Origin of the sequence: Zooshikella ganghwensis, assembly GCF_018263875.1 — a bacterium.
In the GTDB taxonomy this organism is placed as follows: domain Bacteria; phylum Pseudomonadota; class Gammaproteobacteria; order Pseudomonadales; family Zooshikellaceae; genus Zooshikella; species Zooshikella ganghwensis.
Map to the genome: position 1 here is coordinate 165,783 of NZ_JAEVHG010000010.1, position 26,407 is coordinate 192,189.

The 26,407-nt window shown below is 38.2% G+C and carries 24 protein-coding genes; 1 reads left to right on the plus strand and 23 read right to left on the minus strand.

The window, feature by feature from the left end; genetic code table 11:
* Nucleotides 1-92: 92 nt before the first annotated feature.
* The 19 genes from KHS79_RS15115 to yiaY all read right to left on the minus strand — a co-directional run bounded on the left by KHS79_RS15115 (nucleotide 93) and on the right by yiaY (nucleotide 18,971).
* Complete coding sequence (locus KHS79_RS15115; protein ID WP_212720058.1) at nucleotides 93-1,325, minus strand: beta-ketoacyl-ACP synthase; 1,233 nt, start codon at nucleotides 1,323-1,325, stop codon at nucleotides 93-95.
* Nucleotides 1,322-2,047, minus strand: a complete 726-nt coding sequence (fabG, locus tag KHS79_RS15120) for a 3-oxoacyl-ACP reductase FabG (protein ID WP_212720059.1) — start codon at nucleotides 2,045-2,047, stop codon at nucleotides 1,322-1,324. Before fabG ends, KHS79_RS15115 begins: the two co-directional genes overlap by 4 nt.
* The gene (locus KHS79_RS15125) at nucleotides 2,044-2,541 is read right to left on the minus strand and encodes an ApeP family dehydratase (RefSeq protein ID WP_212720060.1); all 498 of its coding nucleotides are present in this window, start codon (nucleotides 2,539-2,541) and stop codon (nucleotides 2,044-2,046) included. Before KHS79_RS15125 ends, fabG begins: the two co-directional genes overlap by 4 nt.
* Nucleotides 2,541-3,731, minus strand: coding sequence for a beta-ketoacyl-[acyl-carrier-protein] synthase family protein (locus KHS79_RS15130; RefSeq protein WP_212720062.1), 1,191 nt, complete (start codon nucleotides 3,729-3,731; stop codon nucleotides 2,541-2,543). Before KHS79_RS15130 ends, KHS79_RS15125 begins: the two co-directional genes overlap by 1 nt.
* A complete protein-coding gene (locus KHS79_RS15135) occupies nucleotides 3,728-4,459 on the minus strand; it encodes a DUF3261 domain-containing protein (protein WP_212720064.1) in 732 nt (243 codons plus the stop codon). Before KHS79_RS15135 ends, KHS79_RS15130 begins: the two co-directional genes overlap by 4 nt.
* Nucleotides 4,459-5,709: an NAD(P)/FAD-dependent oxidoreductase gene (locus tag KHS79_RS15140; protein WP_233468442.1), complete on the minus strand. Its 1,251-nt coding sequence runs from the start codon at nucleotides 5,707-5,709 to the stop codon at nucleotides 4,459-4,461. Before KHS79_RS15140 ends, KHS79_RS15135 begins: the two co-directional genes overlap by 1 nt.
* A complete protein-coding gene (locus KHS79_RS15145) occupies nucleotides 5,709-8,123 on the minus strand; it encodes an MMPL family transporter (protein WP_212720065.1) in 2,415 nt (804 codons plus the stop codon). The genes KHS79_RS15140 and KHS79_RS15145 overlap by 1 nt, the downstream gene beginning before the upstream one ends.
* A 19-nt stretch (nucleotides 8,124-8,142) precedes the next feature.
* On the minus strand, nucleotides 8,143-8,742 hold the full coding sequence (locus tag KHS79_RS15150; RefSeq protein WP_212720066.1) for an outer membrane lipoprotein carrier protein LolA: 600 nt from the start codon (nucleotides 8,740-8,742) through the stop codon (nucleotides 8,143-8,145).
* Entirely contained in the window at nucleotides 8,729-9,178 is a 450-nt protein-coding gene (locus KHS79_RS15155; protein WP_212720067.1) for an acyl-CoA thioesterase, read from the minus strand. The genes KHS79_RS15150 and KHS79_RS15155 overlap by 14 nt, the downstream gene beginning before the upstream one ends.
* Entirely contained in the window at nucleotides 9,168-10,712 is a 1,545-nt protein-coding gene (locus KHS79_RS15160; RefSeq protein WP_212720068.1) for an HAL/PAL/TAL family ammonia-lyase, read from the minus strand. Before KHS79_RS15160 ends, KHS79_RS15155 begins: the two co-directional genes overlap by 11 nt.
* Before the next feature lie 6 nt (nucleotides 10,713-10,718).
* Nucleotides 10,719-12,506 carry a glycosyltransferase family 2 protein gene (locus KHS79_RS15165; RefSeq protein ID WP_212720069.1) on the minus strand — a complete coding sequence of 596 codons (1,788 nt, stop codon included), beginning with the start codon at nucleotides 12,504-12,506 and terminating at the stop codon, nucleotides 10,719-10,721.
* Nucleotides 12,475-12,852, minus strand: coding sequence for an ApeI family dehydratase (locus tag KHS79_RS15170; RefSeq protein ID WP_212720070.1), 378 nt, complete (start codon nucleotides 12,850-12,852; stop codon nucleotides 12,475-12,477). The genes KHS79_RS15165 and KHS79_RS15170 overlap by 32 nt, the downstream gene beginning before the upstream one ends.
* Complete coding sequence (locus KHS79_RS15175) at nucleotides 12,840-14,234, minus strand: AMP-binding protein (RefSeq protein ID WP_212720072.1); 1,395 nt, start codon at nucleotides 14,232-14,234, stop codon at nucleotides 12,840-12,842. Before KHS79_RS15175 ends, KHS79_RS15170 begins: the two co-directional genes overlap by 13 nt.
* Nucleotides 14,231-14,803, minus strand: a complete 573-nt coding sequence (locus KHS79_RS15180) for a COG4648 family protein (protein WP_212720073.1) — start codon at nucleotides 14,801-14,803, stop codon at nucleotides 14,231-14,233. Before KHS79_RS15180 ends, KHS79_RS15175 begins: the two co-directional genes overlap by 4 nt.
* A 117-nt stretch (nucleotides 14,804-14,920) precedes the next feature.
* On the minus strand, nucleotides 14,921-15,172 hold the full coding sequence (locus KHS79_RS15185) for an acyl carrier protein (RefSeq protein ID WP_212720074.1): 252 nt from the start codon (nucleotides 15,170-15,172) through the stop codon (nucleotides 14,921-14,923).
* A 68-nt stretch (nucleotides 15,173-15,240) separates the two neighbouring features.
* Nucleotides 15,241-15,501, minus strand: a complete 261-nt coding sequence (locus KHS79_RS15190; RefSeq protein WP_027708830.1) for a phosphopantetheine-binding protein — start codon at nucleotides 15,499-15,501, stop codon at nucleotides 15,241-15,243.
* Nucleotides 15,485-16,282 carry a lysophospholipid acyltransferase family protein gene (locus KHS79_RS15195; RefSeq protein WP_212720075.1) on the minus strand — a complete coding sequence of 266 codons (798 nt, stop codon included), beginning with the start codon at nucleotides 16,280-16,282 and terminating at the stop codon, nucleotides 15,485-15,487. The genes KHS79_RS15190 and KHS79_RS15195 overlap by 17 nt, the downstream gene beginning before the upstream one ends.
* The gene (locus tag KHS79_RS15200) at nucleotides 16,279-17,028 is read right to left on the minus strand and encodes a beta-ketoacyl synthase chain length factor (protein ID WP_212720076.1); all 750 of its coding nucleotides are present in this window, start codon (nucleotides 17,026-17,028) and stop codon (nucleotides 16,279-16,281) included. The genes KHS79_RS15195 and KHS79_RS15200 overlap by 4 nt, the downstream gene beginning before the upstream one ends.
* A gap of 791 nt (nucleotides 17,029-17,819) precedes the next feature.
* The gene (gene yiaY / locus KHS79_RS15205; RefSeq protein WP_212720077.1) at nucleotides 17,820-18,971 is read right to left on the minus strand and encodes an L-threonine dehydrogenase; all 1,152 of its coding nucleotides are present in this window, start codon (nucleotides 18,969-18,971) and stop codon (nucleotides 17,820-17,822) included.
* A 2,088-nt stretch (nucleotides 18,972-21,059) separates the two neighbouring features.
* Here yiaY and KHS79_RS15210 point away from each other — a divergent pair.
* Entirely contained in the window at nucleotides 21,060-21,452 is a 393-nt protein-coding gene (locus KHS79_RS15210; RefSeq protein ID WP_027709533.1) for a hypothetical protein, read from the plus strand.
* Nucleotides 21,453-21,542: 90 nt separating this feature from the next.
* On the opposite strand, the gene KHS79_RS15215 is transcribed toward KHS79_RS15210, so the two are convergent.
* The 4 genes from KHS79_RS15215 to KHS79_RS15230 form a co-directional block, all read right to left on the minus strand.
* Complete coding sequence (locus KHS79_RS15215; RefSeq protein ID WP_212720078.1) at nucleotides 21,543-22,202, minus strand: hypothetical protein; 660 nt, start codon at nucleotides 22,200-22,202, stop codon at nucleotides 21,543-21,545.
* 1,086 nt (nucleotides 22,203-23,288) lie between these two features.
* Nucleotides 23,289-24,077 (minus strand): TatD family hydrolase, encoded by a 789-nt coding sequence (locus KHS79_RS15220; RefSeq protein ID WP_212720080.1) that lies wholly within the window; start codon nucleotides 24,075-24,077, stop codon nucleotides 23,289-23,291.
* Between the two features lie 128 nt (nucleotides 24,078-24,205).
* The gene (locus KHS79_RS15225; protein ID WP_212720082.1) at nucleotides 24,206-24,469 is read right to left on the minus strand and encodes a hypothetical protein; all 264 of its coding nucleotides are present in this window, start codon (nucleotides 24,467-24,469) and stop codon (nucleotides 24,206-24,208) included.
* Between the two features lie 44 nt (nucleotides 24,470-24,513).
* The gene (locus KHS79_RS15230) at nucleotides 24,514-26,355 is read right to left on the minus strand and encodes a Na/Pi cotransporter family protein (protein ID WP_212720084.1); all 1,842 of its coding nucleotides are present in this window, start codon (nucleotides 26,353-26,355) and stop codon (nucleotides 24,514-24,516) included.
* Between the last annotated feature and the right edge of the window lie 52 nt (nucleotides 26,356-26,407).

The following is a 26,407-nucleotide window of genomic DNA, read 5'->3' on the forward strand; positions in this document are numbered from 1 at the left end:
ACTTCACGTTGCAACTGTTTTCTTCTCCATCATCACCTGATGGAGAAGGATTCAGCTCAGTTTTAATGAAATCTAGGAAAGAGTTTAACTACTTACTCGCCAAGCCAACGCTTGAAAATCAGTGATGTATTAATCCCACCAAACGCAAAATTATTGCTCATTACGTACTGGCAGTGTCGTACCATACCATCACTCATAATATAATTCAGAGGTGCACATTCTGGATCAGGATTAACAAGGTTGACTGTTGGAGCAAACCATTCTTCCTGCATCATGTTAATAGATAGCCATGCTTCTATAGCCCCACATGCCCCCAAAGTATGGCCAAAATAACTTTTTAATGAGCTAATAGGCGTATTACCACCAAATACATCATATGTTGCCTGGCTCTCCGCAATGTCACCTCGCGTAGTAGCTGTACCATGAGCACAAATATAATCAATTTCTGACGCAGTCAGCCCTGCATCACTAAGCGCAATGCGCATTGCTTCTGCCATTTGCGAGGCATGAGGCTGAGTTACATGCGCACCATCAGAATTTGTGGCAAAACCAACCACTTCTGCAAGAATCGTCGCACCACGACGCAATGCATGCTCTAAGTCCTCTAAAACAAAAGTACAGGCCCCTTCTCCAATCACTAGCCCATCTCTATTTTTATCAAATGGTCTTGGGGTTAACTGTGGAGTATCATTGCATGTACTTGTTGCATATAAGGTATCAAAAATTGCCGCTTCCGTTGGACATAACTCTTCAGCGCCACCAGCAAGCATTAATGGTTGCAAACCATATTTAATGGCTTCATAGGCAAAACCCAGTCCTTGACTACCTGATGTACAGGCACTGCTAGTTGGAATTATTCGTCCTTTAATGCCAAAAAATAACCCCATATTAACTGCAGCAGTATGGTTCATCATCTGTATATAACTGGTCCCACTAATACCTTGTGTCGTATGATCACTTAACATACGACCAAAACCCACCATAGGCGATGTACTCCCTACTGATGAACCGTAAGCAATACCCATTGCCCCAGAACTGATTTGCTCAGATTCTAGTAATTTTGCTTGGTCTAAAGCACGTTCAGCGGTTAATGTTGCCATTTGCGATACCCGACCCATACTGCGCGTTTTTTTACGGGTGTAATGTTTTGGCAATGTAAAATCTACGACAGGTGCAGCAAGATTAGTCAACAACCCCTCATATTGCTCCCAGCTAGGCATTTGGCAAATACCTGTTTTTTTAGCGCGTAAAGCCGATAGCACGCTTTCCCAATTATCTCCCAGTGAGGTTAAGGCAGACATGCCTGTAACAACAACACGCTTCATCCGCTCAACCCTCCATCAACACAAATCACTTGTCGAGTAATGTAAGCAGCCGCAGGTGAAAGTAAAAATGCAATAGTTGCGGCTACTTCTTCTGCAGAGCCAGCTCGCTTAGCAGGTATTTCCTTTAACAGCTGGTCACTCACAGCCTCGGTCATATCCGTATCAATCAAGCCAGGTGCAACACAGTTAACTGTTATTTTGCGCTTTGCAAGCTCTAATGCCAGGGCTTTTGTCGCCCCAATAATCCCTGCTTTAGCCGCACTATAATTCACCTGTCCTCGATTACCTTGCACACCAGATACTGATGATAATGTAACAATACGAGCCGGTTGACGTTGCCGAACCATAGGCATAATCACAGGGTGTAATACATTATAAAAACCATCTAGATTAGTACTTAAAACACTATCCCACTGCTCAGGAGCCATTGCCGGAAAAGCATTATCACTATGCACTCCAGCATTACACACCACAGCATAATAAACACCATGCTCAGCCATATCGTTTTCAATAGCCTGTTGTACCTGACTACGGTCGCTAATATCAAACGGTAACAGTCGCCCTCGCCCGCCCTGAGCCAAAATATCTGCTAATACTTTTTCCGCCGCCTGTTTGCCTAAGCGATAATTAATAACAACTTCATACCCTTGTTGGGCGAGCATGACAGCTGTTGCTTTACCAATACCGCGACTTGCACCTGTAATTAATACACTTTTATTCATAACACTGACTGCTGTAGCATCTGAGAAGGATCATCGGGTTGAAAAACATTAACTGAAGCACGCGCTAGCCATTTATCAACTTTCGATTTTTCAGCTAAGGGGATATTTTCAGTTTGAGCGGGGTGCACTATGGACTCAAAAACACTTAATCCATTGTCATCATAGACTTCAGTCGCGGAAACCCAATAAGTATGTTGCAGAAAAAAACCTGCGACCTTAGTTTCAAGACGACGCGTACCTAGTAAAAACCCAGGTTTTATAGGTTCACACTTGAGGTAATGATTTAGTCCTGTATAAGTCGCAATAGTTTGAGCCATATACTCTAGCCCAACCCATATCGGCACATAACCTTCATCGGTTAAAAAAATATTATTCGTATTCACCGTAAACGCAGCTACTATCGTTTTATCAGCAAATGCAACAACGCTATCAATTAAACACATTGGCTGACGATGCGGAATAAGTTTCGTGATAGGAATAGCTGTCACATCCATTAGCTCACTCCAAATAACAGACTGACATTATTACCACCAAAGGCAAATGAATTGCTCATGGCAACATTTAAGGAATTCAACGAAGTATTGGCTTTTACCAGCGCTAATGAGGGTAGTTGAGGATCCAAACAGTGATCCCAAAGATGAGGGGGCAATAAACGTTGAGGATTATAGGATTTCGATAATGTTAACCAGCAAATAGCTGCCTCAATCGCACCAGCAGCACCTAATGTATGCCCAGTCATGCCTTTGGTTGAGCTAGCAGGAACACCCTGAGAAAAAATAGCCTGCATGGCTAAGCTTTCCATCGCATCATTTTGCTGGGTACCCGTACCATGTAAATTAACATAGTCTACATCCGTTGCATCAATCTCTGCATTTTGCAGTGCTCGCTTTATTGCCAGCTTAGCGCCATCACCCTCAGGATGCGGTGCAGATATATGATGCGCATCCGATGCAGCACCTGCACCTAAAAAGTTAATCTCTGCAGGTTCACGTTCCATTACCATCAAAGCAGCACCTTCACCCAAGGTAATACCTGATCGATTCAAGCTGAAAGGATTACAAACACCTTTTGCAACAGACTCTAAACTCATAAAACCATTCACGGTTAATTGACACAAACTGTCTGCTCCCCCAACAATCACCGCATCACACAAATTACTTTTAATGAGTTGTTGGGCACTGGCAAATACATTTGCACTGGAAGAGCAGGCTGTAGAAACCGTATAGGCAATTCCTGATAGTGATAGACTTTGTGCTACAAATGCTGCAACACTTCCCATTTCCTGCTGTGTATAATGGAATACATCAGGTAACTTATTCGTTTGCTGATAACAGGCAACTGCCTTTTCTACTTCCCAAACGCCTGCTGTACTTGAACCAACAACAACACCTATGCGGTCAGCGCCATACCGTTGACACAATTCAGCTACTTGATCAGCTATTTGCAAAATAGCAGCTTGCAAAAGCTGACTATTTCGACAGTGGTATTGTTTATCGGCAAGCTCTATTGCAGGTAGTACATCATTAACAGCCGCCACGGCTATTTCTTTATCAGGGGTGAACTGACAAGATGGTTTTATTCCCTGCTGCCAACCACTGAATAATCGCGCAGCTATTTGTGATAAATCACTACCCAGGCTACAAGTCATACCCACAGCAGTTAAACCAAACTGAGATGAGCTCATAATTGCTGTTGCTCCACTGTTATAATTTGTACTTCATAGTGACGAACTGAACTCTTTAATTGAACATCCCACTGATTAAGTCGACGTTGCCGATAACTGATGACTGTTTGTTGCTGCTGAGAATTAATAAAACGTTTCTTTAAGGCACTTGATTCATTCACTTCGCTTAATTGATTGCTCTGTTGAGATGCAACAATTTCATCACGAATTAAATAATTTTTTACCTGTAAACGTTGCTGTAAGACCGACAGAGGGGCATAAACCCACAAAAAATCCTGCATGATATAATTTAAGTCTACAGGTGCTTCAGGTAAATAATACTTTTTCTCAATATCCTTTCCATTATACGATACCGTAAATAAATGCTGTCCTAAGTGGCTTAGCCCTACAATTGTAATCCGTTTAGGTGTTACTTCTGTTTGTGTTAGCAATGAAAGCTGTTTACCTTTAAATAGGATTGATATATTTTGAGTCAGTACAAAAGGCTTTTTAATCCACGTTAATCCTGGTAATAGGGTTGGCGTAAACTCCTTTGAGGAATCATTATTATTACTCAGTCTATTGACTTCACTTCTTTCAGACCAGTGATTACAACCAGCAAATAAAAAACAACAGAAAATTAAAAGTAACAACCGAGCATTAAGCACATTATCGTTAACAGCCTTTTTTATTTGAAAAAAGTACATTTTTAGCTGTGCAATTAATTTACCAAATAAATAGACATTCATCACTGGCATAACCCTGAGATAAGTCGTAGAAATTTTCGTGCATCCTGTACTACAGGATTACGCGTATCCCAAGCATAACCTGCTAATACAGAACTAATCATTGCAGTTACATCAGGGTCCTTCTTGGGATAACACAATATTGGCAATAATGCCCCTGCATACCAAGCATCCACAAATGCTCTAAAAGTATTTATACCTCCTAACAAAGGCTCTACAAACTGTTGATGCCAACAAACAGGCTCCCCTGCAAATTGCCTTGTTAAAACATCACACGCTAATTGAGCTGACTTAAAGGCAATAGTCACTCCTGAAGAAAAAACAGGATCTAAAAATTCACCGGCATTACCCAGCAGAGCATATCGATCACCGTAATAAGATTTAACACTAGATGAGTAACCCCCTATCTGCCTTACAGAATATTTATTACGTGCTCCTTTTAAAAGATTTGATAAATAAGAATCTGCATGACAAATACGTTCAAGCATTTGATCGGGACTTAATCCCGCAAATTGTTGATAAAATTCAGGAGTAGCAACAGCACCCAACGACGAAGATCCATCAGCAAAAGGGATTAACCACATCCATGTCTGAGTATCCTGAGGATGCACTGTAATAATAATTTTATTCCGATCAAATCTTGTCAAGGGTATTTGATCAATAACATGGGTAAATAACGACTGCCGAAATGGCAAGCTTGAGGGCTCTTCAATCTTTAATAATTTAGGGAGTACACGCCCAAAGCCACTAGCATCCAAAATAAATTGAGTTGTTTCAGAGTGAACATTACCATCACCATCATACCAAGCAACACGAACTCCACCATCTATATAGTCAATATGTTTGACTGTGGCTTGATAAATGACTTCTGCACCTTTACTTTCAACTTGACTGGCGAGTATTGAATCAAATTTATCACGCTGGACCTGATATGTTATCCCCCAGCCTGGTGAAAATTTTTCCCTAAAATCAAACTCAACCTGCTCGTCCTGCCAACGAAATATCGATCCATTTTTATATTGAAATCCAGCCTCTATGACAGGCTGTAATAAGTTAGTCTGCTGTAATATCTCCATCGTTTGGGGCAATAAACTTTCACCAATAGAAAAACGAGGAAATTGGCTTTTTTCGAGTATCTTGACCGTTATCCCCTGTTCTAAAAGATAGGCAGCAGCAACACAACCAGCAGGTCCTGCTCCGATAATTAACACATCAACAGACTGCTTACCGGGTTGCAAAAGCATATTCTTCATCACGAGTGCCTCTTAGCCTGTTGATTAACATCATTTTCAGTTAGAGAGTGACTAATCTTTTTCCTCAAACTGCAGGGAGCCCAAATAAAGGCTAATGAAATACCTATTAGAACAGTAAAGCCAAAAGTTTGAACTGCATTAGTAGAACTTAACGATAGTAAACCGAAGGCTAAAACTGTGGTACCTGCTGATAGTAAAATTGCAATATAAGTGCTTAAACGATGTTTTTTATCTTCTTGCAAGAAAACTGTATAATCAATTCCTACCCCCATTATCAAAATAAATGCCAAAATATTGAATAAATTTATTGGCTGAAGAAAGGTTCCCACTAAAGCTATTGCCGTTAATGCTGCCGTTAACGGTGGCAGTATAATAAGTAATGCTTTCAACCACCCATAGCGCCAGCCCAAGAATAAATAAATAAATAAGTAAGCTATAAATGCCAGTTTAACGATAAGGTGACGATAGCGAGATAGCACAGTTGTAATATCATCCGCTTTACTAATGAAATATATACCTGAGTCTTTACTTGCTAAGTCACGTACTACAGTTATATCCTTAACATCCACTAATTGCATCACCGCAGCATAGCCCTGTGTATACTTACCAAGCCATAAAGCACTAACATATTGACTCACTGGACTTGACAGCCAATGACGTACTGTCAACAAGGATGAGGCTTCAGAATCACTCTTAAATGAAGCTAATTGAGTTTTTGACTGATAAACTTGCAATGCCTTTTGTTTTGCGTCTTTTGTATATCCTAATTTACTTAACAACTGGTCGAGTTGTTCTGGTGGCATATTTTTCTGTAATAACTTTAAATTATGTATTTGCTGCTGCTTTGAAGGAACCCACTGAGCAACACTACTGACATGGCTTAATACTCCCTGTTTTATCAGTGGTACAAGTTCAGTTAACAACTTTTCCTGTTTCTGTAATAGTTGCTCTTCTGTCTTTGCTGTTACAATATAAAACTGATTAATCGGATTTTGCCCTGTCAGTGACTTTAATTTTTGATCATGCTGCTGGCGCTCAGAGGAAAGCTGTTGTAATAACCGAATATCGTCATTCACAGGCAACTTAGTGAATAAGAGAGCAGCTCCCACTAAACTCAATATCATCATTGTCCATAACAGTGTTTTTGAAGCACATTGTAAATGATATTGGTGTAAGGAAATAAAAAAGCTCAGGTTTATAAAGCCTTTATTTTTGCTGGGCTGCTGACATAAATAAGGTAAAAATAAAATAACTGTCAAAAATGCTGAAAGTAAACCTACTGCTGAAAAAAAGCCAATTTGTACTATACCCGGAAAAGGAGCTGTCATCATTGGCGTATAACCAATCACACTGGAAAACATACCTAACCCAACAGCAGGTGTAATTCTTTTAATAACTCGCATAGGCGAAAAGTTAGTTTCCTCAGCCTGACGCGCAGTAAAAAAATGAAAAGTATAATCAACTGAAATACCGATTAAACTAGCCCCAAAAACTAATGTTAACCAATGAACTTTATCAAACAAGTAGCTAGTCAGAGTAAATGCAACCAGTATCCCCACACTGATCGTTAACAAACAAAATCCAATAGGCTGCAAAGAGCGGAAAATAGCACTCGACAAAATAAAAATACCAATCAGTGAAATGATACTTATAAAGCTAATATCGGACTGCGCATTCCTGGCACCTGCCTCTGCGTGAAATAAAACACCAGAGTATACAACTTCTGTTGAAACATATTGACTTTTAAGCTGATCAACCCACCTTTCTACCCCCTCAACAGCTTGTTTTTGTAACCTTAAATTAAATACGTCAAACGTGACTTCTGAATTCATTAATACATAGTAGATGCCATCGGCTTCTGCTATCAGCAAGTTATCCACAATTGAAAAATGATTATTAGTAGCCGGGGTTAACTGTTGAAGTTGTTCTTTTAATAAGAATAGAGGATCACTTTGAAGTAAACTACTGCTAATCATATGTGCAGGATTCAGCAGCTGCTGCTGAATAGCACCTTCCCAGTCAGCAAGCATTCTTGTTTCAAGCGCTTGTTGCTGCCTAGTGGTTAATCGATGATAACGATACGGGTAATAAAAGCTGTAGAAAGCCTGTTGCTTCGAGTGATCATGACGTAGTACTGTATTTTTCCATAACTCACTTTGACGAAGTTTATTGGCAAATGCCTCTGCTACCTGAATAGCTTGTGCTTTATCCTTATGACCAAGTAAAAAAACTACCTTTGAATTATGACTGCTTATATATTTTGACGATAGCTGGCTAATATCTGGCTGTTGCTCTGTTTTTGGGAGCAGTGCTATGATATTAGTTTCAATCACATCACCTTGCAGTAGCTTTACTATGAATAAAGCACAAACAATGAATAAAATGAATAGCCAGCTAAAAAACCTCAACTTCATAAATCATCTAACCTGACTTTCAATTTTGTGTACTAACTGTCTGTACATCAAGTAACTTAATCAAAGTCTTGTCACCATTTGTTTCAGTAATACGGATAATGTTAACTACCTGATTAATCAAAAGCTCAACATTAACTAACCCTTTACGTAATAACTCATCCTTAGGACGTAAGTCTAACTCCCATTTATCTTCGCTTAGTTTTCTGATATTAATAGAAAAAAACTGCTGTAATTGAGTTTTATCTCCAGTAAACAACGGCCTAAATATAGCACTAAACTGCTTTAGCGCCTGATCATTACTGATTACATTTGCTTGATTGGTCGACTTTGAGTGATCAACGATACCATTCTGATCAAAGGTAAAATGCTTTGTAATGGGAAAGCTAATCATCCAATCAACCTTATCACTCTCAACTTTAAATGTACCTTTAGATACCAGCGGTTTTCTTAATACAGCAATGTGCTTTTCTTGTAAAAATTTTCCAGAAAGACTTTTCGCTAACATTTGGTTCTGCCAATATTGCCAAAATGCCTCATTTTCAGTAGAAGCTGCTTTGGCGATGAAAGGTAGCGAGACAAAAAATAAAACCAAAAAAGTAATTACTTTACTGCGCAGCATAATAAGCCTTAACCTTTTCTATTAAAATTTCAGGAGAACAGAAAAGTGTTTCTCCCGTGATCATATCAACAGCCATTTGTATGGTAGTGGCTTTAGTTAACAGCTCTCCGTCCACATCCACAATTTTGTATGAAAGCTTTAAGCGATGTTCATACTCAACAAGCTCAGTAATTACTTTCAAGACCTGATCAAATCGAGCAGATTTAATATATTTAATGCGTAAATCAACAATAGGCCAAATATAATTAGACGCTTTCATTTGCTGATAGGTATAATCTATTTTTTTTAATAAATCACATCGCCCTAGTTCAAAGTACTTTAAATAATGACCATGCCAAGTAACACCCATAGAATCGACATCAAAAAAAGGTACATTAATTAAGGTTTCAACTGATAAGCAATGAGTTTGAAAAGATGTATAAACATCATGCTTCATATAAGCACCACTTCTGCTTTTGAATAGCTAATGTCAGTGATCTTAGCTCCGTTTCTAACGGACGATCTTCAACAATAAACTCAACATCTTCAGTTAGTGCCTCATACATTTCCTGCACTCGAAATGTTAACGTACTATCATCTGTATCATTTTGTTGATGACGAATACCTATCGCTTGACGAACAGCTAACAAGCCTGCAGCAGCAACTTGCTCAGTTAACTGTAATACACGTAAACAATCACGCGCGGCAATTGTTCCCATACTGACTTTATCTTGGTTATGGCACTCTGTTGATCGAGAAAAAACACTTGCTGGCATTGTTAATTTCAACGCTTCAGCAGTCCAAGCGGAAGCTCCAATTTGCACAGCTTTCAAACCATGGTTAATCATTGCATGAGATGAAGTTGCCGCAGATAGGTTCGCAGGAAGTCCTTGGTTAAATTTCGTATCCATAATCAGAGCAATTTGTCGATCTAGCAAATCAGCAAGGTTCGCAATGGCCTGCTTCATACTGTCCATAGCAAAGGCAATATGCCCTCCATAGAAATGACCTCCATGGTAAATGCGCTCGTTAATACCATCGACAATGGGGTTATCATTTGCACTATTTAATTCTGTTTCAATAAACTGTCTAAACCAAGGCAGTGCATCTTGTAAAACACCAATAACATGGGGAGCACAGCGTAAGGAGTAACGGTCCTGTAGTCTTTTTTCAGTATCGTGTTTATCCGCCACAGCTAGATCGGCTCTTAACCAGGCTGCAATTTGGTTTTGACCTTGGTGAGGTTTAACTGCAAACAACCCTTCAGCAAAGTGATAAGGGTTTCCACCTAAAGCAATAGACATCATTGCTGTAATACGTGTCGTGAGTTTTGACAAATAAGTAGCACGGCTATATGCAAGACATGCCAAAGCAGTCATTACTGCCGTACCATTCATAATGGCCAATCCTTCTTTAGGCTGCAAGCATATGCTGCGAATATTCAACTGCTCAAATACATCTACTGTCGGTAATCGTTGTCCTTGATACCAAACTTCACGCTCTCCCATTAACACTGCTGCAACATATGATAATGGTGTCAAATCTCCACTCGCGCCCACAGAACCTTCCTGAGGAATAATGGGTAATACTCGCTTGTTGAGTAATAATACTAATAAACTCAATAACTCAGGTGTTACCCCTGAATAACCTTGCGTTAATGAAGCTAAACGAGCAGCTAAAATTGCAGCACTTTCTTCTTCAGAAAAAACATCACCTAATCCACAACCATGAAAACGCATCAGGTTAATAGGTAACTCATGAACGCGATTCAGTGGAACACCGACTGTACATGAATCACCATAACCTGTGGTAACACCATAAATTTCACCTTCCTTAGTCAGTAAAGCATGTAAATAATCAACTCCAGCCTTTATTTTTTGATTATACTCATCTGTATTACTAAGCGAGGCTAAAGCACTCCCTTGAGCTAATGAGATAATATCCTCGATAACAAGGGGGGCTTCTCCAAAAGTGATTATTTTTTTGTTCATAATAAATTAGTTACCCTTACGGTCCGTTGTATTCACACTACACCCTTTATGATTTTTTTCAGGATACTTAGATTCAACTGTATTCGACTTCCAAAAATCGAAAAAATTAAACCACTGCAGAGGATCCTGTAGTACATGCTTTTCAAGCTGTTTCACATAGTGACGACAATGCATATCGATCGTTGCCTTACGTGCTTTTCTAGGTATCTTTTCACCATCAAAAATCTTGTTAAAAGTCATATGATATTTTTTTTGTTTGTAATCCTTGGCACAAAACAACAAAAAAATCGGACATTCTAACAATAAACCCAGTAAGTAGGCTCCTTGTGGAAAAGAAGCAGGTTTACCTAAAAAGTCACAAGTTAACACTCGCTCTGATCCTGTGATAGGGACCCTATCACCTGCAACAATGATAACTTCGCCAGCATCAACTTTGGCTTTTAGACTGATGGCAACAGTCATATCTATTGTATTGACTTCTATTAAATTAATTTGCGTATCTGGATTTAATTTCGCTAAAAACTGATTGAATTTAACCGCATTCTCAGAATGAACGAGTACGTTAAATTTACGAGCATACTTGCCCTGTGTAATTGCCCGACAAACATCATTATTGCCATAATGACTTGATACAAGAATACAACCTTTATCGTGCTCAAGACCATGGACAAAGCTGTCGGCATTATGCATAACAATATTGTCTTTACTGATTTTCCCTGTCCAAATAGCAACCTTATCAATAAACTGGTCGCCAAAACGCATAAAATGAAGGAAACTGTGCCTGGATTTAGTTAATGCAACAGGAGTAGGCTCACTTGCTGATTTGTAAGCAAATGCTTGTTGTAAAAAAGTTGATGACACCTTTCTTGCATTTGAAGAGATCAAGTAATAATAACTAATTACTGGATATAATAGACCTCGTAACCCTCTTTCACCAAGCAAACGATATGTCCAAAAGGTAAGTGTCAATGCCAGCCAACCACCTTGTTCTTTGAATGAACTCCAGTGAGTAGATCGTTTAACTTTATTTTTTCCTATAATTCGTTTAGGTAAACGAGCTAGCATTCCACATACTAGACGGGTATGCATAATAGTTAAGCCGACATTATCCCAAAACATTTTAAAGTGGGACTTTCCCTGCTTAGGATAAGAAATAGGAGTAGGGATTGAGTAAACGGGTACTCCTTCCCAAAAAAGCCGCACCATAATTTCTGTATCAAATGCCATTCGATGCGGTAATCGACATTGTCGAATAACATTCATGGCGCTTTTAACTGGGTAAACCCTAAAACCAATCATAGAGTCTTGAATTTCGAAGGAAAGCGTTTCTAGCCAAACCCAAAAGTGAGTTAGGTAACGAGCATAAAAACGTAACCTTGGTACATCATTATCATAAATAGGTACCCCAGTGATCAAAGCATCTGGAGTTTCCTCTGCTTTCTTTAACAGTTTAACCGCATCAGGTAAGTGGTGTTGCTTATCTGCATCTACCTGCAATGCGTGAGAAAAGCCCTCTATATAAGCTTGTGACAAGGCTCTAATGAGAGCTGCACCTTTACCTTTATTTTTATCAAACCTAGTCACACTCACAGATTTAAATTGAGAGACTAACTTTTTCAAAGCATACTGGGTGGTTAAATCACTACCATCATCAACAATAATGACACGCAGATTTAATGAGGATAAATCATCAATTACTTGCTTAATTGTTTCTCCATGATTATAAATGGGTATTATAATACACGGACGAAATGTACTGGCATTATTGGTCATAGATAATGCGTCCGCTACCATAAACTACATCACCTGCTCTATAAGAAAAACTAAGCTTTCCACACTTATTATCAATTAATTGAAGTGTTAATTGACTATTTGGCTGAATAATGCGCTGAAATTTAATGGCTTCAATACGATGAACATTAAATGTTACTGATAAATATTCTTTAGCGAATAACATAACCCAATGAACTTGAGCAACACCCGGCAGTATAGGCATATTAGGAAAGTGCCCTTCAAAAAATAAGTTATCAGGTTTAATATTAATTTTTATATCAATAGTTGTTAATTCAACATTATGATTTTTGCTTACTTCAATTATTTCAGGCAATAATGGCTGGTCATTCATTGTCATTGTATCCATTTTTGTAACTCAGCGTGCACCAGCTTTCCTTCTGAGCTAAGCGGTAATTCTTCAACATATTGCCACTTTTTAGGCAATACAATAGCTTCAAAATAGCCTTCAAGGTATTTTCTAAAAACTTGATTTAGCGCTAATTTCCCTTGCTCTTTTAGGAACGCTTCACCTAATGCACTCAATACAACAATACACGCTAAATACTGTCGGTGATCATCAACAGCTAATGCAGCGATATCTTCAACAAAGGAGTGCTTCTCCAAGCATATCTCTACTTCAACAAGGGAAACACGCTTCTCTTCAATCTTAACAATGCGATCCACTCGTCCCAGCAAATGAAATGTGTTTTCGGTAACAGGCTGTACTTTATCCTCAGTATCAAACCATTCCTCATTACTCATATAGAGAGAATTGATACTCAGCGTGTCTTTCTCAGTCACTCGCCAATTTACAGTTGGAAAACTTTGCCAGGGTGTATCAATACAGACTTGCTGCCGATAAGCAATCCCCCCTGTTTCAGTACTTCCATAGATTTCAACAGGAAGAAAGCCAAAACAGCGCTGAATGTGACGTGCGGATAATAGCGGTAAAACACCACCAGAAGAAAATATGGCTTTGATGCCTTTTAAGCTTCCAGGAGAGCAATCTATATCAAAACGCTTTAACAAAGCTGGACTGCTCACCCAAATTAAAGAAGAAAATTTATCTAAAGCGGTTAGTAAATTCTCTGGATAACTTACGGTTTCATGAATAATAGGGCGTCCACTAAAAAGCGGCCAAAGCACGCGAAAAAGAAAACCATAGATATGTTGAAATGATACAGAGCCTATAACGTACCCTTCGTTTACCTGACTAGACCAACGTTGATGCAACGCTTTTACTTCCTCAACTAGATTTATCCAATTTTTTGTCACCTGCTTAGGCTGACCTGTACTACCTGATGTATAAAAGTGAATCTTCAAATTATCGTATTCTGAAGAGCCAACTTTAACTGCAGGCGTAATAGTATTTGGTTTTATATAGGGTGTTATAGATGGAACTTTTTTAATAGGAAGAATACTGGGTACTTTGCTTTTATCGGTTAATAGCACATCTAGGTCATGCGCAATGGATGCTAAGAAAGCTGGCTGGCCATTGGGAAGTAATACAGCCTCTTTTTTAGCCAACGTAACTGCGAATAACGCTACAGTAAATAAAACAATATCTTCACAGTAAATTGCATAACGCTGCGCTGACGAATGGTGTATTTCTTGTTGTAAATGATTAATAGCATGCAACAATGACTGCCATCTTATTTCGTCGTCATATAGTGAGACAAAAACTGGCTCAGTCCGCTGACACAGATCGACTAAAACCTCACTCAAATCTTTAGGCAGCTCAACCTTCATTCGTTATCCCTTGGCTCTATAACACATTTACGAAAAACCCACTCAATGGCAAACCAAATACCCATAAATACATAACTAATTGAACCATTATAAATAGCCCAAAAAGTCAATGAACCTTCAGCTGCACTCCATGTCGCAATAGTGCCATTAATTATAAAAAACATGCACCACCATATCGTAACAAGTCGTGTGTAATGCACAGCATATTCACTCAAATCTGGCTTCTTTAAGCGAGCAAACACCTCTATAACTGTTGGTGGAAACCATAAACTGAAAGCAAACCAGCACAAAAACCCTATACTTACGAAGACTGGATAGAATCTAAGTAATTCCTCATTAGCACTGACTGCACTGCCTCCTGTAATTGCTATGCCTATCATAGAAGCTAACCAGAGTTGTGTCTTCATAGCTTTAGTCAGCACATTACGAATACACCAAAGTCGTACTATAAAGAAAATACATAAAACAAAAGCTACCCATCGAAAATCAAGATGATTTATTCCCCAGTAAACCCAAAGAGGGTAAATAAATAAAACAACCCCAAGTAACAAGCCTAGTTTTTTTTTCATAAGTTACTTTGTCACACATATATACCCTTCTTATTGGGTATAGCTTTGACTTTGTCATCGTTGAATGCTTCATGTTCAGTGACTTGTTATCACTATTCATGATTAAACGACTTCTATTTATGAATTATCCATCAACTGTTGAGTCGCCTCAATTAGATCTCGAATCGTCCTTACCTGTTTAAATGACTCAGGTTGTATTTTTTTCTTGGTATAGTCCTGCAGTGTGATTATTAAATCAACAGCATCGATACTGTCCAAGTCAAGGTCTTCATATAGTGTCGCTTCCAAACAAACTGCCTCAGCAGGGACTTCAAATTTATCGACTAGTGCTGTTTTTACATGTTCAAATATTGCTTGTTTTGTATCCATATATAACCTACTTATTACTCATATACAGTGGCTGACTTACTTAGCGTGACCAGCATTTTTGGTCTTTTCTATACACTACGTTGTGCCTGTATAAATTCAGCTAAGGTATTAACTGAGTAAAAAAACTTTTTATTTTGTTCATTATTTGCTTCTAGCTTTATTTGGTATTTTTTCTTCAAAGCTAGACCTAGCTCCAATGCATCAATAGAATCAAGCCCCAATCCATTAGTAAATAAAGGATCATCACTGTTAATATCAGATGATGAAATATCCTCTAACTCAAGTGTCGAAATAATTAGCTGCTTTAATTCTTCACGCAACGGATTCATATAGTACTTCCCCTTGGCGATAACATTTTTGCAAATACTGCGTTAAACGTCTGGCACTAATGCTTAACGGTTCATTTTTTGTAATAAAATTACTTGTTTCCAAACAGTCCCCCACCTTTATTGTAAAATGCATTTTGCGTTTGGGTACTTGATACCAACGATGCGATTTGCTTAATGCACTGGGTTGGCAACTGATATATACTAATCGCACTGAAACTTGCGCTCTAAGAGCTATATTTGCGGCCCCCCGACGGAATACTTCCGGCTTACCTGGTTCAGTGCGCGTCCCCTCAGGAAATATTAATAAGTTATTGCCTCTTTTTAATGTATCAACACAGTCATCTAATAGCTGCTCTGGTGTTGAATTACTAATATAACCTGCTGTTTGTACTACTCTTTTTAAAAAAGGGTTATGCCATAATGCTTCTTTCACTACACAGTCTACACGTGGAAGATAAGAAATAAGCAAAACAACATCTAATAACGTGGGGTGGTTGGCAATAACCATTATACCACTATCACTTTTTAATTTTTCAATATTAGCTGTTGTAAGAGTAAGCACACCTAAGCTACGTAAAATACTAATAAAGAAACGAAAGCTTTTAGAAATGAGTGCTTGCGCCTTAAGCTTTCGTTGGTCTTTACTTTTTGCATTGACTAAAATGAAAGGAAATATTACCAGGGCAATAAACAACCCTCCAATCCCAAACAATGCAAAGCCAAAACCCGTTGCAACAATACGCCAGTAATAATTCAATTTGAGATGTGACCTGTTTATCATGCTTTAGTCCACTTCCAGCGCATTGTACTTTCAGTGTGACACATTTCCTTTTTTTCTGGATCTAACCAAAATTCCATAAACTTTTCTGGCTGTGATAATTTATCATGTAATGGGTCAATAATGGTCTGCCAACTCATTGAAATATTAGAACTTTGCCTATTATCAGGCAGTGATAGAACCCATGCTGAAGCCCCATGAAAGGGCTTCTCGTCAGTAAATTCCGTTAGCATGTCAGTTAATGGCTCATCATAATAAACAAATAAGACACACCCATTTTCTGGTTGCGATCGTAGTTGCAACCAAGCTTCCAAAAAACCTGCAGCTAACGTAGAACGCCCAGAGGACACAGCCGAAATAGCAGATGTATTGTTTGTCAGTATGGATAAAATACCCGCTGTTCCATTATAAACAGAATGACTAAAATGTATGGGTGAAATATATTCTTGTTCCCTCAGGTCTTTTAACATTTGCAGCATGCGCTGTGTATCGCCATGACGAGAACCAAAAACACACGGCATGGAGGCAGATTGAACCTGTTCTAAACATTTTAAGGCTACATATAACCCTAACTTTCCTAATGAGCTTAACCGACGTCTATATACAGCAGGAATAATCGAATAGTCTGGGTGCTTATTATCTGTTTTAAATGCTTGTTTAGTTTCGTGCCAATTAATTCTATGGCTTCCCATCTCTAACGCAGGTGTCCACATGTACCAGTGATTTACATGAAAGCTAATTGACTGCATCCTACTACTTCTAAAGCTAAAAAAGGTTCTAAGGTTAAAAATGTTCTAAAGCCAAACAAGTTCAGTGAGATTTTTTTCACATACTTATCCTATCCTCTTCACGTACCATCTTTTAGTTTGGAGCATATACGCTTATTTGTGATGCAATAAAATACATCACAGAAGACAAGTTTATTAAAAAGCCAACCAATTCAAATTTGTAAGAATTAATACTTTTCTTTTTTATTTTACCCATGACAAAGTTTTTTAAGGCCATCCTTGAAGTGTCAAAGCCCCAGTTACTTATAGCAATTAGTAACTGGGGTGAAGAATGCCACAACAAACCCTAAAAATAGTCAGTGAAAGGTCTGCTCAATTAAAAAGGTAAAGCATAAATTATTGGCAATGTTCTCATTTTTTTCTGGAAGCTGTACTTACATTCCTCACAAAAATACACACATTTACAATTTTATTTCCACAAAGTTGCCCCAACCATGGATAAATTTATTTATCTAACTTCTTACAGTATGACGCTACGGGTCAATAAACAAAATAAATGACTTTGCGGGCTGCTATTATAGAGAAGAAAATTAGCTAGGCAGGAAAAATTGAGAAGATGAATAACAGAAGATCCGTACACTTCACTGACAATGATAAGTTGCTCACACTTATTCATTCAAGGCAGTAGAAAGCAAACTTTGTTGGTCAGTTAATAAAACAGGTACTTATAACTATCATAAGTACCTGTGCAACTTAGCAGGCCTCTTATTGAAAACAGCTTAATTAAGAGGCCCCCTTGCTATTTTTGTTTACTACATCGCAGCTTTAAAAATCTCAACAATCTCTTCATGAGTTGCTTGCTTGGGATTGGTTAAACCACAAGCATCTTTTAATGCATTATCTGCTAGTGTCGCCAGGTCTTCTTGCTTTACACCTAACGCTGTTAAACCAGCCGGAATGTTGACATCCGCAGCAAGCTTTTTCATAGCCGTTATCGCAGCTGCGGCCGCATCACTGGCGTCAAGGTCATGAATATCACACCCCATCGCTTTTGCAACATCTTTTAGTCGTTCAGGGCATACTTGACTATTGTAAACCTGAACATGCGGCAGAAGCACTGCATTACAAACACCATGCGGAAGATCATAAAATCCACCTAATTGATGCGCCATGGCATGAACATAACCTAAGCTTGCATTGTTAAATGCCATACCTGCTAACAACTGAGCATAGGCCATACCCTCTCTGGCTTCTTTATTTTGGCCATCAACCACAGCATTGCGTAAGTGCTGACTAATCAACTCAATCGCTTTTAATGCACAGGCATCAGTCACAGGTGTTGCAATAGTTGAAACATAGGCCTCAACAGCATGAGTTAGTGCATCCATACCAGTGGCTGCTGTCAGAGCTGTTGGCATACCCATCATCAACTCTGAATCATTGACTGAGATAATAGGTGTTGTGTGCTTATCCACAATAGCCATTTTAATATGTGTTGTTTCATTGGTAATAATACTAAAACGGGTTATTTCACTTGCTGTACCCGCTGTGGTATTAATAGAAACAAGAGGCAGTTGTGGCTTTGCTGACTTATTCAGCCCCTCATAATCTTTAATTTCCCCACCATTCGTTGCTACTAAAGCAATACCTTTAGCGCAGTCATGAGGAGACCCACCGCCTAAAGAGATAACAAAATCACATTGATTATCCTTCAGTAGCTGAAGTCCTTCTTTAACATTAGTAATGTTCGGGTTAGGCCGAGTTTTATCATATACAACCGCCTGTAAACCGTGCTGCGAGAATAAAGTAGTTACTTTATCCACAAGGCCTGTACTCAAAAGCCCCTGATCAGTAACCAATAAAGCTTTTTTGAAATCGCGGCTGGCAATATCTTTTACTGCATCTTGCAAACAGCCATACCCCATATAATTGACTGTAGGCATATAAAACTGAAATGCTGCCATTATAACCCTCTCTGCTTAAACTATAGTTTTAGAATACGCATGTAAAATACGTGTTTTGTCTTATTAATTTATTGATTAAACTCAATGCTGAAACCATTAAGCAGTGGAGTTTTAAGGAAAGGCGACAAACAACAAATGCTTGAAAAGATTCTGCTAAAGATATATTTTCAAAATCATAATTTACTTACAGTACAAAAAAGACTCATATAACACGCATATCATATAGTAGAACAATACAGGTGCTATTGCTGAGGAGCATTTAGCAGCCAGCCCAGTCACTTATTAATATAAGCTCCTGAGGCTTCCTCGCTTGACGGCCGCACCCTTGGGGTATAAAAACCCTTCGTTTTGGGTATACTATGATTTTATTTTTCTAAAAATGAATAATAATATACCCAAAACGAAGTTTTTTAGTAGGCTAAAATCGGCTATAAAAACTAGAAGTAACAACCAAAACTTTTTTAAAAGTACTAGCTGGGCCACCAAGCGATGAAGCCCTTAGGCAAATTTACTACAGCGGAACTTGCAGTAGCGACTGTAATTGACATCACAGCAATACTTGGTGGTTAAATAAGTAACTGAGATAGTAGTTACGTGCTGCTCAGCAATTCTTCCACTACATGACATGCAAATCATTATGCATCAACTGCATTCCCACCATTCTTGGCAGTCAAGAGCTTCGATCTCGATGCCCATTAGAGAGCAATAAACCCCACTTATGTATTGAACAGACTAGTACAGCATTGCTGTCCCGTTAAGGTAAACGCTATGGGTAGCACGCATAAAACTGGTTTGTGGAGGGTATATATAACCCGTTAAACCGACGCCATAATACTGTAGGATAATACTCACTTACTCTTAACATTTAATGCATTAGTAATACCTTTACTAATCACTACCAAGTTACAGCTTCTCAAGCGACAGAAGATTAATGTTTTTAAACATCAGTTCCTGAATGTTTGTATCGGACTCTAATGTAACCTTTTACATCCTTGCCTATTCTCCTCACTATACTACTTCAAACATAATACCCTTACTGAAGTTTTTTTATAGTCTGCCTTATCAGATAGGCCATGTTATCTTGTATAACTAGGGCTGCAATTAAATGTTCTAATGAGACCTTTATGTAGCAGGTTGAAAGAATATATAGATAATTAATGACAAAAAAGACAATAAGCTCTAAAAAAAGATTGCTCTAAGGACATATAAAAAGCAAATTGAATTGGCACCAATAAGTAACCAGTGTTAATATTGTTAGTATAGACTTATTCTGTTACCTCAAGTTATAGCAAAGGTTGACCAACGGCCCTGAACTCAGGTAGAGTACATCCTTATTCTTTCAAAGGGTTATGTTGTTGAAATAAGCAAGGTTGCTAAGCACTGACAACAACTCTGCTACTCTACAATTGTATTCCTGCTTGGTCATACCATTAGCAGTAGCTTGTGTATATGGCTAGTAGTTGTCGTTGACAGTGTGTTTAACACAAGGTATGTTGCAACTTGCACAACATAATAACCCAAGACACTGAGTAGTTATTGGCTCCACGTATAGCCAATATAACAATTTAGTTTGGTCGTATGAATACATCTATCCTGAAAGCTAATCTATAGCTAGGAATGATACTTTGCACTCAGAAACTTCTGAAATCTTACGACTTAAATTTAGTAATCCAGTGTCTTATACCCACTACAAAGGGGCTTTTGGTATTGTTGTCAGGCAAAACGTTTTGAGCATATATAAGATAAGTATCTCAAACGATATTGCTAAATGATAACCACTAGAAGAGCTTTTGGGGTGGGTGTGTTTGCGCGTAACAAAAGCCGTAAAAGGTAAAAATAACCTCATAAGTTATACCTTGTTAAGCTGCTTGTTGCACGTAGAATATGTAAATTTGTATTAATTTTTGAATTTTTATTTGTTTAAAACAGTGCAGCCAGGATTAATTTGCAGTATTCATTTAAATCATATTTTTATGCAAGTAAGGGCAACACACCCTATCATGTTAGTTTATGATTTAAAATTTAATGTTATGGCTGAAAAAACTAAGATCATTATTGGGTCAAATAAGTCTTTTAAGTGAGTGTTAGATGAAAAAATATTTATGCTTGCGCGCTCGTAACAGTCGTGATGCTAAATTAGCCATTAATATACACCAAGGTAAAGTTATTCGAAGTAATCCAGATGCTGACCCAGCATTTCGCAATATGCTAGAAGCATTGACTAATAAGGGCTTAAAGCCTGAAATTGATGATTGTCGACTTTTCTGTTTTTTAGTTGAAGACCCGAAAAACACTGATTTCTACCAGTTTAATGAAGTTGAGCTAGAAATCTCAGATGACTGGTTTGAAGCAGAAAAATCCAAAGTAAGACATTTGGTAGGTGCCGCTTATTGTGAAGCTACAGCTAAGCTTGCTGATGAAATTCCTATGAAAGACCAAAAACGTAAGATTAAATATCAAGTACCAAAGGAAATGATCTAGCTTCTACTTGCTTTGCGGCGCGCATTCACTTTATTTATAGCGCGCCTAGTTTAATAGTCATCTGCATACTATTCCATTTATCCTCTCTGCTTACTTGGTAACCATTGAAGCTAAAATGCTTTTAAACGTCGCCATTTCTAATTGATAACCCAATATTTTAAGCAGTTGCCCAGGGTATCTTTTATCCGCAATAAACGCTACTTGACTGATCGGCCCAATAGCCGCACGACCAAAGTATATTGTTAAGTTTTGATCCACTTGATGATAATAGAGCTGCTCACGTAGCATATAACCTTTATTATTTAATGCCAGACGCCAGATATATCCATCATAAATATTTTCGGGCTCAGGATCACTGTCACGCTTCATAAACATAATTAGCGGATAGTCTGCAACCGTATACTGGCTTTCATCAAACACATGAGCAAAATGTTCTAAGTCGAAGTCGTCAGCGTACATTATATTGAACAAAATGCCAGACTTATCAGGAAATACAATTTGTATTCTTCCCCTACGCTTCTGGTAAGCCCTCCCTTCTGCCGGTACATTAAAGTGATAAGGCCCTATACTGACGGTACCCGATAATATTTTAGCTGGGCTGAAGTTAGATAAATTTTCTCGTTCTGCTACTTTATCACATGCAACACCACTACACCGAGGACTAAAGTCTTCATGGCTGGGCCTCAGCGAACATGCGGTAACAAACACCGAAAAAGCTGCGACAAGCAGTTGTTGATAGACTCTTTTCATTTACTCAGTATCCTGTACACAACGACTACGCTATACACTGTTATACGCCCATTATCATTAGCCCTTTCTGAGACTGTCAATTGATCACCAACTGACGTACAAGCCATCGTATACTCTTAGCGAAGGGTGTTTAAAACCAATAACAAATCACTAACCCTCTAACAGAACGAAATTACCTACTTTACGCATGGCTTACTAGCGTTTCCCATTTAATAATTTTTCTGGCATCAAATCCACCAAGCAGTCCTCGTCTAGCGATTTAATTATCCGCACTTGATATTCACTACAGAGCAATTCAAAAATAGCGATTACTTGTGATAACGAGGAAGCTCTACACAAAGAACCATAGTATATAAGGGACTACATGAGAACTAAACAGCTACTACATATTAATATAATCAACCAACAGCACTGCTTTACTAATTAAAGTCGCTACCGCAAGTTTCACAGTAGCACCTTAATTTTTATAAACACTCGCTGGGTTATGAATATAACGCTTAAACAGCTATCACAGAAAAAAAGCATAGTGGTGCTCTTTATCCTACATTTGTCTATGCCGCCTTATAACACTCCATAAATCAACTGCAAAGCATTTAACAAAGCGAAAATAGTACCTAAATCAGATTAATGCCTATCAAAGGTAGCTCTCCAGACAGCTCACAGAAAACACCTATTTATTAACTATGAACTCTTCTTTTTCGCTGATTTTTGCCTCGTATTTGCTTTACCCCTAACCTTTTGCTATAGCCTCCACCTTTAAAGAGTCAAACAGTACATATTCAACAAGCTGTCATAACTTGTTTTTTATGCGTTATACTTGTAGGTATGTAACTTAAGATAGTGGTGAATACTATGTTTTCACTTTATGCCGAACTACAAAACATACTTGGTTTGTTGCTTATTCCGTACGCTATATACTTGCTCTTGCGCATTTACTGGCAAGAAAGACACACACTCTAAACCAGTAAATGTATCGCTATATAGCCTTATCTTATGCTACAGCAAATATCTCACTATTGCTCCAAGCACCTTTCAGTAAGTGTTTGGGGCAAAAACAACTGAATACCCTAGATAGATGAACACTTATTACAGAAGACCAAATGCTTCTCTTGAGTTTTGTGCACATGCTTCAGCTAATTCTTCTATAGCCACGCCTCGAATATCAGCAATGATTGATGCAATTTTAGGTATATTTAATGGTGAGTTTCTTTCATCTGGCGCAAAAGCAGGAGGCATATTTGGTGCGTCCGTTTCCAATACCAGGGACTCTACCGGCAATGTTTTCACTAAAGACCTTAACTTAGTTGCTCGATCAAATGTGACTGCTCCTCCAAACCCAAGCTTATAACCCATCTCTATCAGCCGGTGAGCTTGTTGACTACTTCCCGCAAACGCATGAATAATACCTGTTTTGGTTAGCGGATGGTCTTGGAGTATTTTGGTCAGTTGATCAAAGGATTTACGAGCATGCATCACTACAGGCAAGCTGTGTTTTTCAGCCAACTTAACCTGCTCAACAAAGTAGTTGACCTGGCAGTCAACATCTAACTCTTTAAGCATGTAATCAAGACCAATTTCACCCACCGCAACAATGCCTGGATGCTGCTGAGCGAGCAAGCTGTCTAACTCTAATAAGTGTTGCTCCATATGTTGTGCTAAAAAGTAAGGGTGTAAACCTAACCCGCCCACACAGGTTACGCCTGTATTCTGACCAGGAATTAAACGTAGCAGCCCCAGTAACTTGGCCCAGTTTGCTTGAGTGATCGTTGGGATAAATAGACTGGTTACCTGTTGCTCAGCGCATTGCTCTAAAAGCTCCGTACGATCTTGATCAAAGGCTTCGAAATCAAGGTGGCAGTGACTATCAAAATACACGACAGGGTAGCTCCTTTGACATGAAATACGGCAATATAGCCGACTAATATAGCTAACTTTTAGCTATTTTTATGCGTTATACCTTTCTCAAGCGATAATATCCAAGATTACACTCAAGAGGTTAGAACTTACTCAGATGGTTTACCATTTAAATCTTGTAATGCCTGAATACCCTTTTTGCGTCGCTCTTTGATAATAGCAATCTCATCCTGAAGCTCTGCTCGACGTCTTTTGCTTTTCTCATCATCTAATTCTTTTTCCAAGGATTTTTGCTTTTGTTTCAATTTTTTTAGTACTTTTTTTATGGAGTCTTGCTGTTCCTTTTGCTCCGCATAAGAACTATCCAAAAAGGCTTTAACTTTATTTAAACGTCTAATTAATTTTTCTTTCATAAAGAAGCTTAAGTTAGTCAAATCATTTGAAATAAGCTAAATATCTAACGCGACCCCTTATGCTTTTTCAGGATTGCCATTAGTTCATCTTGATCAAGCTCCATTTCTTGTTCTGCCAGAATAATATCACCTGTTGCACGACGAAAGATACCAATAACACTATCCACAAGATTATTACAAATAGAGTGAACATAGCCACTATCATTAATCAAAGAGCTTGCGACTAGAGGATCAATTCGATGTTTACGTATCAACTGCTCCAATGTTCCATTACTGCCAATATCCTGTTTAGCAATCGCCAGCTTTATTAAGTCAGTTTTTGTGGTCAGTTCATCAGCATCAGATAATAATCGAAGCTCATAAATTTGTTTCAAAATAATGATCACACGAAGCCTCAGCAAATCATATTGCTCCCTCACTACCTCATCATCAGATTTTACATAATTTGCTAAGTTTTTATGAAGGTGTTTTATATCCTTGATAGCATCAACAATTTTTCTACAGGCAAGCTTCAGAGAGAATACTTGTGTACTTTGCTCCACACTAAGCCCAGCTTCAATTTGACTACCATAACGTAAAATATCAGCATAAATACCTTTTATATACCGCTGGTATAGTTCATCAATACTAACGGTGACCAGCTCAGTTTCAAGATTTAATAACTCTTTCAGTTCTTTAGTTTTTTTAATATCTAACGCTCTTACAAACACCCCCAAAGAGACTATCTGATAAGCATTTTGAAATAAATGGACTGACTCCTTCACCATTGCTTGAATAGCAGTTTCGGGATAGTTAAGTGAAATTTCATTTAAAAATTTTGCACGATGAATGGCCTTACCTTCCGTACTTATTGATACACCATTACCCCTAATATCAGGTAACCAATTTATGAGCATTTTCACTAAATGCCCCAAAAATGGTAGCAATACAACAATACCAATCGTATTAAAAACAGTATGAAAAAGCGCTAGCTGCAATGTGTAATTATTCGAATCAATTCCGATAACATTGGATAAATGACTGACCACCCAAACCATCTGTTCTATAAATAATAAAGCAATGGCACCTGTTGATAAGTTAAATACTAAATGTGCTGCAGCCAGTCGTTTGCCTTGAATATTTGCACTTAATGCCCCCAATATTGCTGTAATTGTTGTGCCTACATTTGCGCCAATAGCAACAGCGAGCGAGTTTTCGTAGCTGACTTGGTGTGAAGCTAGTGCAGTAATAATTAAAATCAACGTTGCATGGCTTGACTGCATAACCACCGTAGCAACAATGCCAATCAAGGTATAAAACAAAAGACCTAAGGTGCCTGTCATTGCAAACTGAGATAAATCCACACTAGCTCGGAATGCTTCAAACCCCTCCTTCATATAATGAATGCCTAAAAACAACAGACCAACCCCAATAAACACATTACCAATACCCTGCAGAGCTTTATTTTTATCGAATAGGAATACTAAACCAAACACAAGAAAAGGCATCGCATAGCTACCTATATTGACTTTTAAGCCAAATGCAGCTACCAGCCATGCACCTGTCGTAGTGCCTAAATTGGCTCCAAATATGATACCTATACCTTGGCTTAGACCTATTAGGCCTGCACTTAAAAATGATATAGCAATAACCGATACTAAAGAGCTCGACTGAAGTAACGAAGTCGAAACTATGCCAAATGTCAAACTTTTCCACATCTTATTTGTAGAGAAATGGAGTATTTTTTCTAAAATACCTCCTGTAAAAGCTTTAAACCCTTGTTCTAAAAAAATCATTCCGAGCAAGAAAACCGCTACACCAGCAGAAACAACCTTAAAGTCAGGGCTTATCCAAAAGCCATAGGCAAGTAAAATAAGAATGGTAGGCAGTAAAAGTTTTTTTAGCATTAAATAATGGTTTCTCGCCAAATAGTATTTGGTAATGCTATTTTTTTAATAG

Bases quoted from the DNA above. Each gene is read 5' to 3' on its own strand.
- KHS79_RS15115 (WP_212720058.1), bottom strand. From the start codon at position 1,325: ATGAAGCGTGTTGTTGTTACAGGCATGTCTGCCTTAACCTCACTGGGA.
- fabG (WP_212720059.1), bottom strand. From the start codon at position 2,047: ATGAATAAAAGTGTATTAATTACAGGTGCAAGTCGCGGTATTGGTAAA.
- KHS79_RS15125 (WP_212720060.1), bottom strand. From the start codon at position 2,541: ATGGATGTGACAGCTATTCCTATCACGAAACTTATTCCGCATCGTCAG.
- KHS79_RS15130 (WP_212720062.1), bottom strand. From the start codon at position 3,731: ATGAGCTCATCTCAGTTTGGTTTAACTGCTGTGGGTATGACTTGTAGC.
- KHS79_RS15135 (WP_212720064.1), bottom strand. From the start codon at position 4,459: ATGAATGTCTATTTATTTGGTAAATTAATTGCACAGCTAAAAATGTAC.
- KHS79_RS15140 (WP_233468442.1), bottom strand. From the start codon at position 5,709: ATGAAGAATATGCTTTTGCAACCCGGTAAGCAGTCTGTTGATGTGTTA.
- KHS79_RS15145 (WP_212720065.1), bottom strand. From the start codon at position 8,123: ATGAAGTTGAGGTTTTTTAGCTGGCTATTCATTTTATTCATTGTTTGT.
- KHS79_RS15150 (WP_212720066.1), bottom strand. From the start codon at position 8,742: ATGCTGCGCAGTAAAGTAATTACTTTTTTGGTTTTATTTTTTGTCTCG.
- KHS79_RS15155 (WP_212720067.1), bottom strand. From the start codon at position 9,178: ATGAAGCATGATGTTTATACATCTTTTCAAACTCATTGCTTATCAGTT.
- KHS79_RS15160 (WP_212720068.1), bottom strand. From the start codon at position 10,712: ATGAACAAAAAAATAATCACTTTTGGAGAAGCCCCCCTTGTTATCGAG.
- KHS79_RS15165 (WP_212720069.1), bottom strand. From the start codon at position 12,506: ATGGTAGCGGACGCATTATCTATGACCAATAATGCCAGTACATTTCGT.
- KHS79_RS15170 (WP_212720070.1), bottom strand. From the start codon at position 12,852: ATGGATACAATGACAATGAATGACCAGCCATTATTGCCTGAAATAATT.
- KHS79_RS15175 (WP_212720072.1), bottom strand. From the start codon at position 14,234: ATGAAGGTTGAGCTGCCTAAAGATTTGAGTGAGGTTTTAGTCGATCTG.
- KHS79_RS15180 (WP_212720073.1), bottom strand. From the start codon at position 14,803: ATGAAAAAAAAACTAGGCTTGTTACTTGGGGTTGTTTTATTTATTTAC.
- KHS79_RS15185 (WP_212720074.1), bottom strand. From the start codon at position 15,172: ATGGATACAAAACAAGCAATATTTGAACATGTAAAAACAGCACTAGTC.
- KHS79_RS15190 (WP_027708830.1), bottom strand. From the start codon at position 15,501: ATGAATCCGTTGCGTGAAGAATTAAAGCAGCTAATTATTTCGACACTT.
- KHS79_RS15195 (WP_212720075.1), bottom strand. From the start codon at position 16,282: ATGATAAACAGGTCACATCTCAAATTGAATTATTACTGGCGTATTGTT.
- KHS79_RS15200 (WP_212720076.1), bottom strand. From the start codon at position 17,028: ATGCAGTCAATTAGCTTTCATGTAAATCACTGGTACATGTGGACACCT.
- yiaY (WP_212720077.1), bottom strand. From the start codon at position 18,971: ATGGCAGCATTTCAGTTTTATATGCCTACAGTCAATTATATGGGGTAT.
- KHS79_RS15210 (WP_027709533.1), top strand. From the start codon at position 21,060: ATGAAAAAATATTTATGCTTGCGCGCTCGTAACAGTCGTGATGCTAAA.
- KHS79_RS15215 (WP_212720078.1), bottom strand. From the start codon at position 22,202: ATGAAAAGAGTCTATCAACAACTGCTTGTCGCAGCTTTTTCGGTGTTT.
- KHS79_RS15225 (WP_212720082.1), bottom strand. From the start codon at position 24,469: ATGAAAGAAAAATTAATTAGACGTTTAAATAAAGTTAAAGCCTTTTTG.
- KHS79_RS15230 (WP_212720084.1), bottom strand. From the start codon at position 26,355: ATGCTAAAAAAACTTTTACTGCCTACCATTCTTATTTTACTTGCCTAT.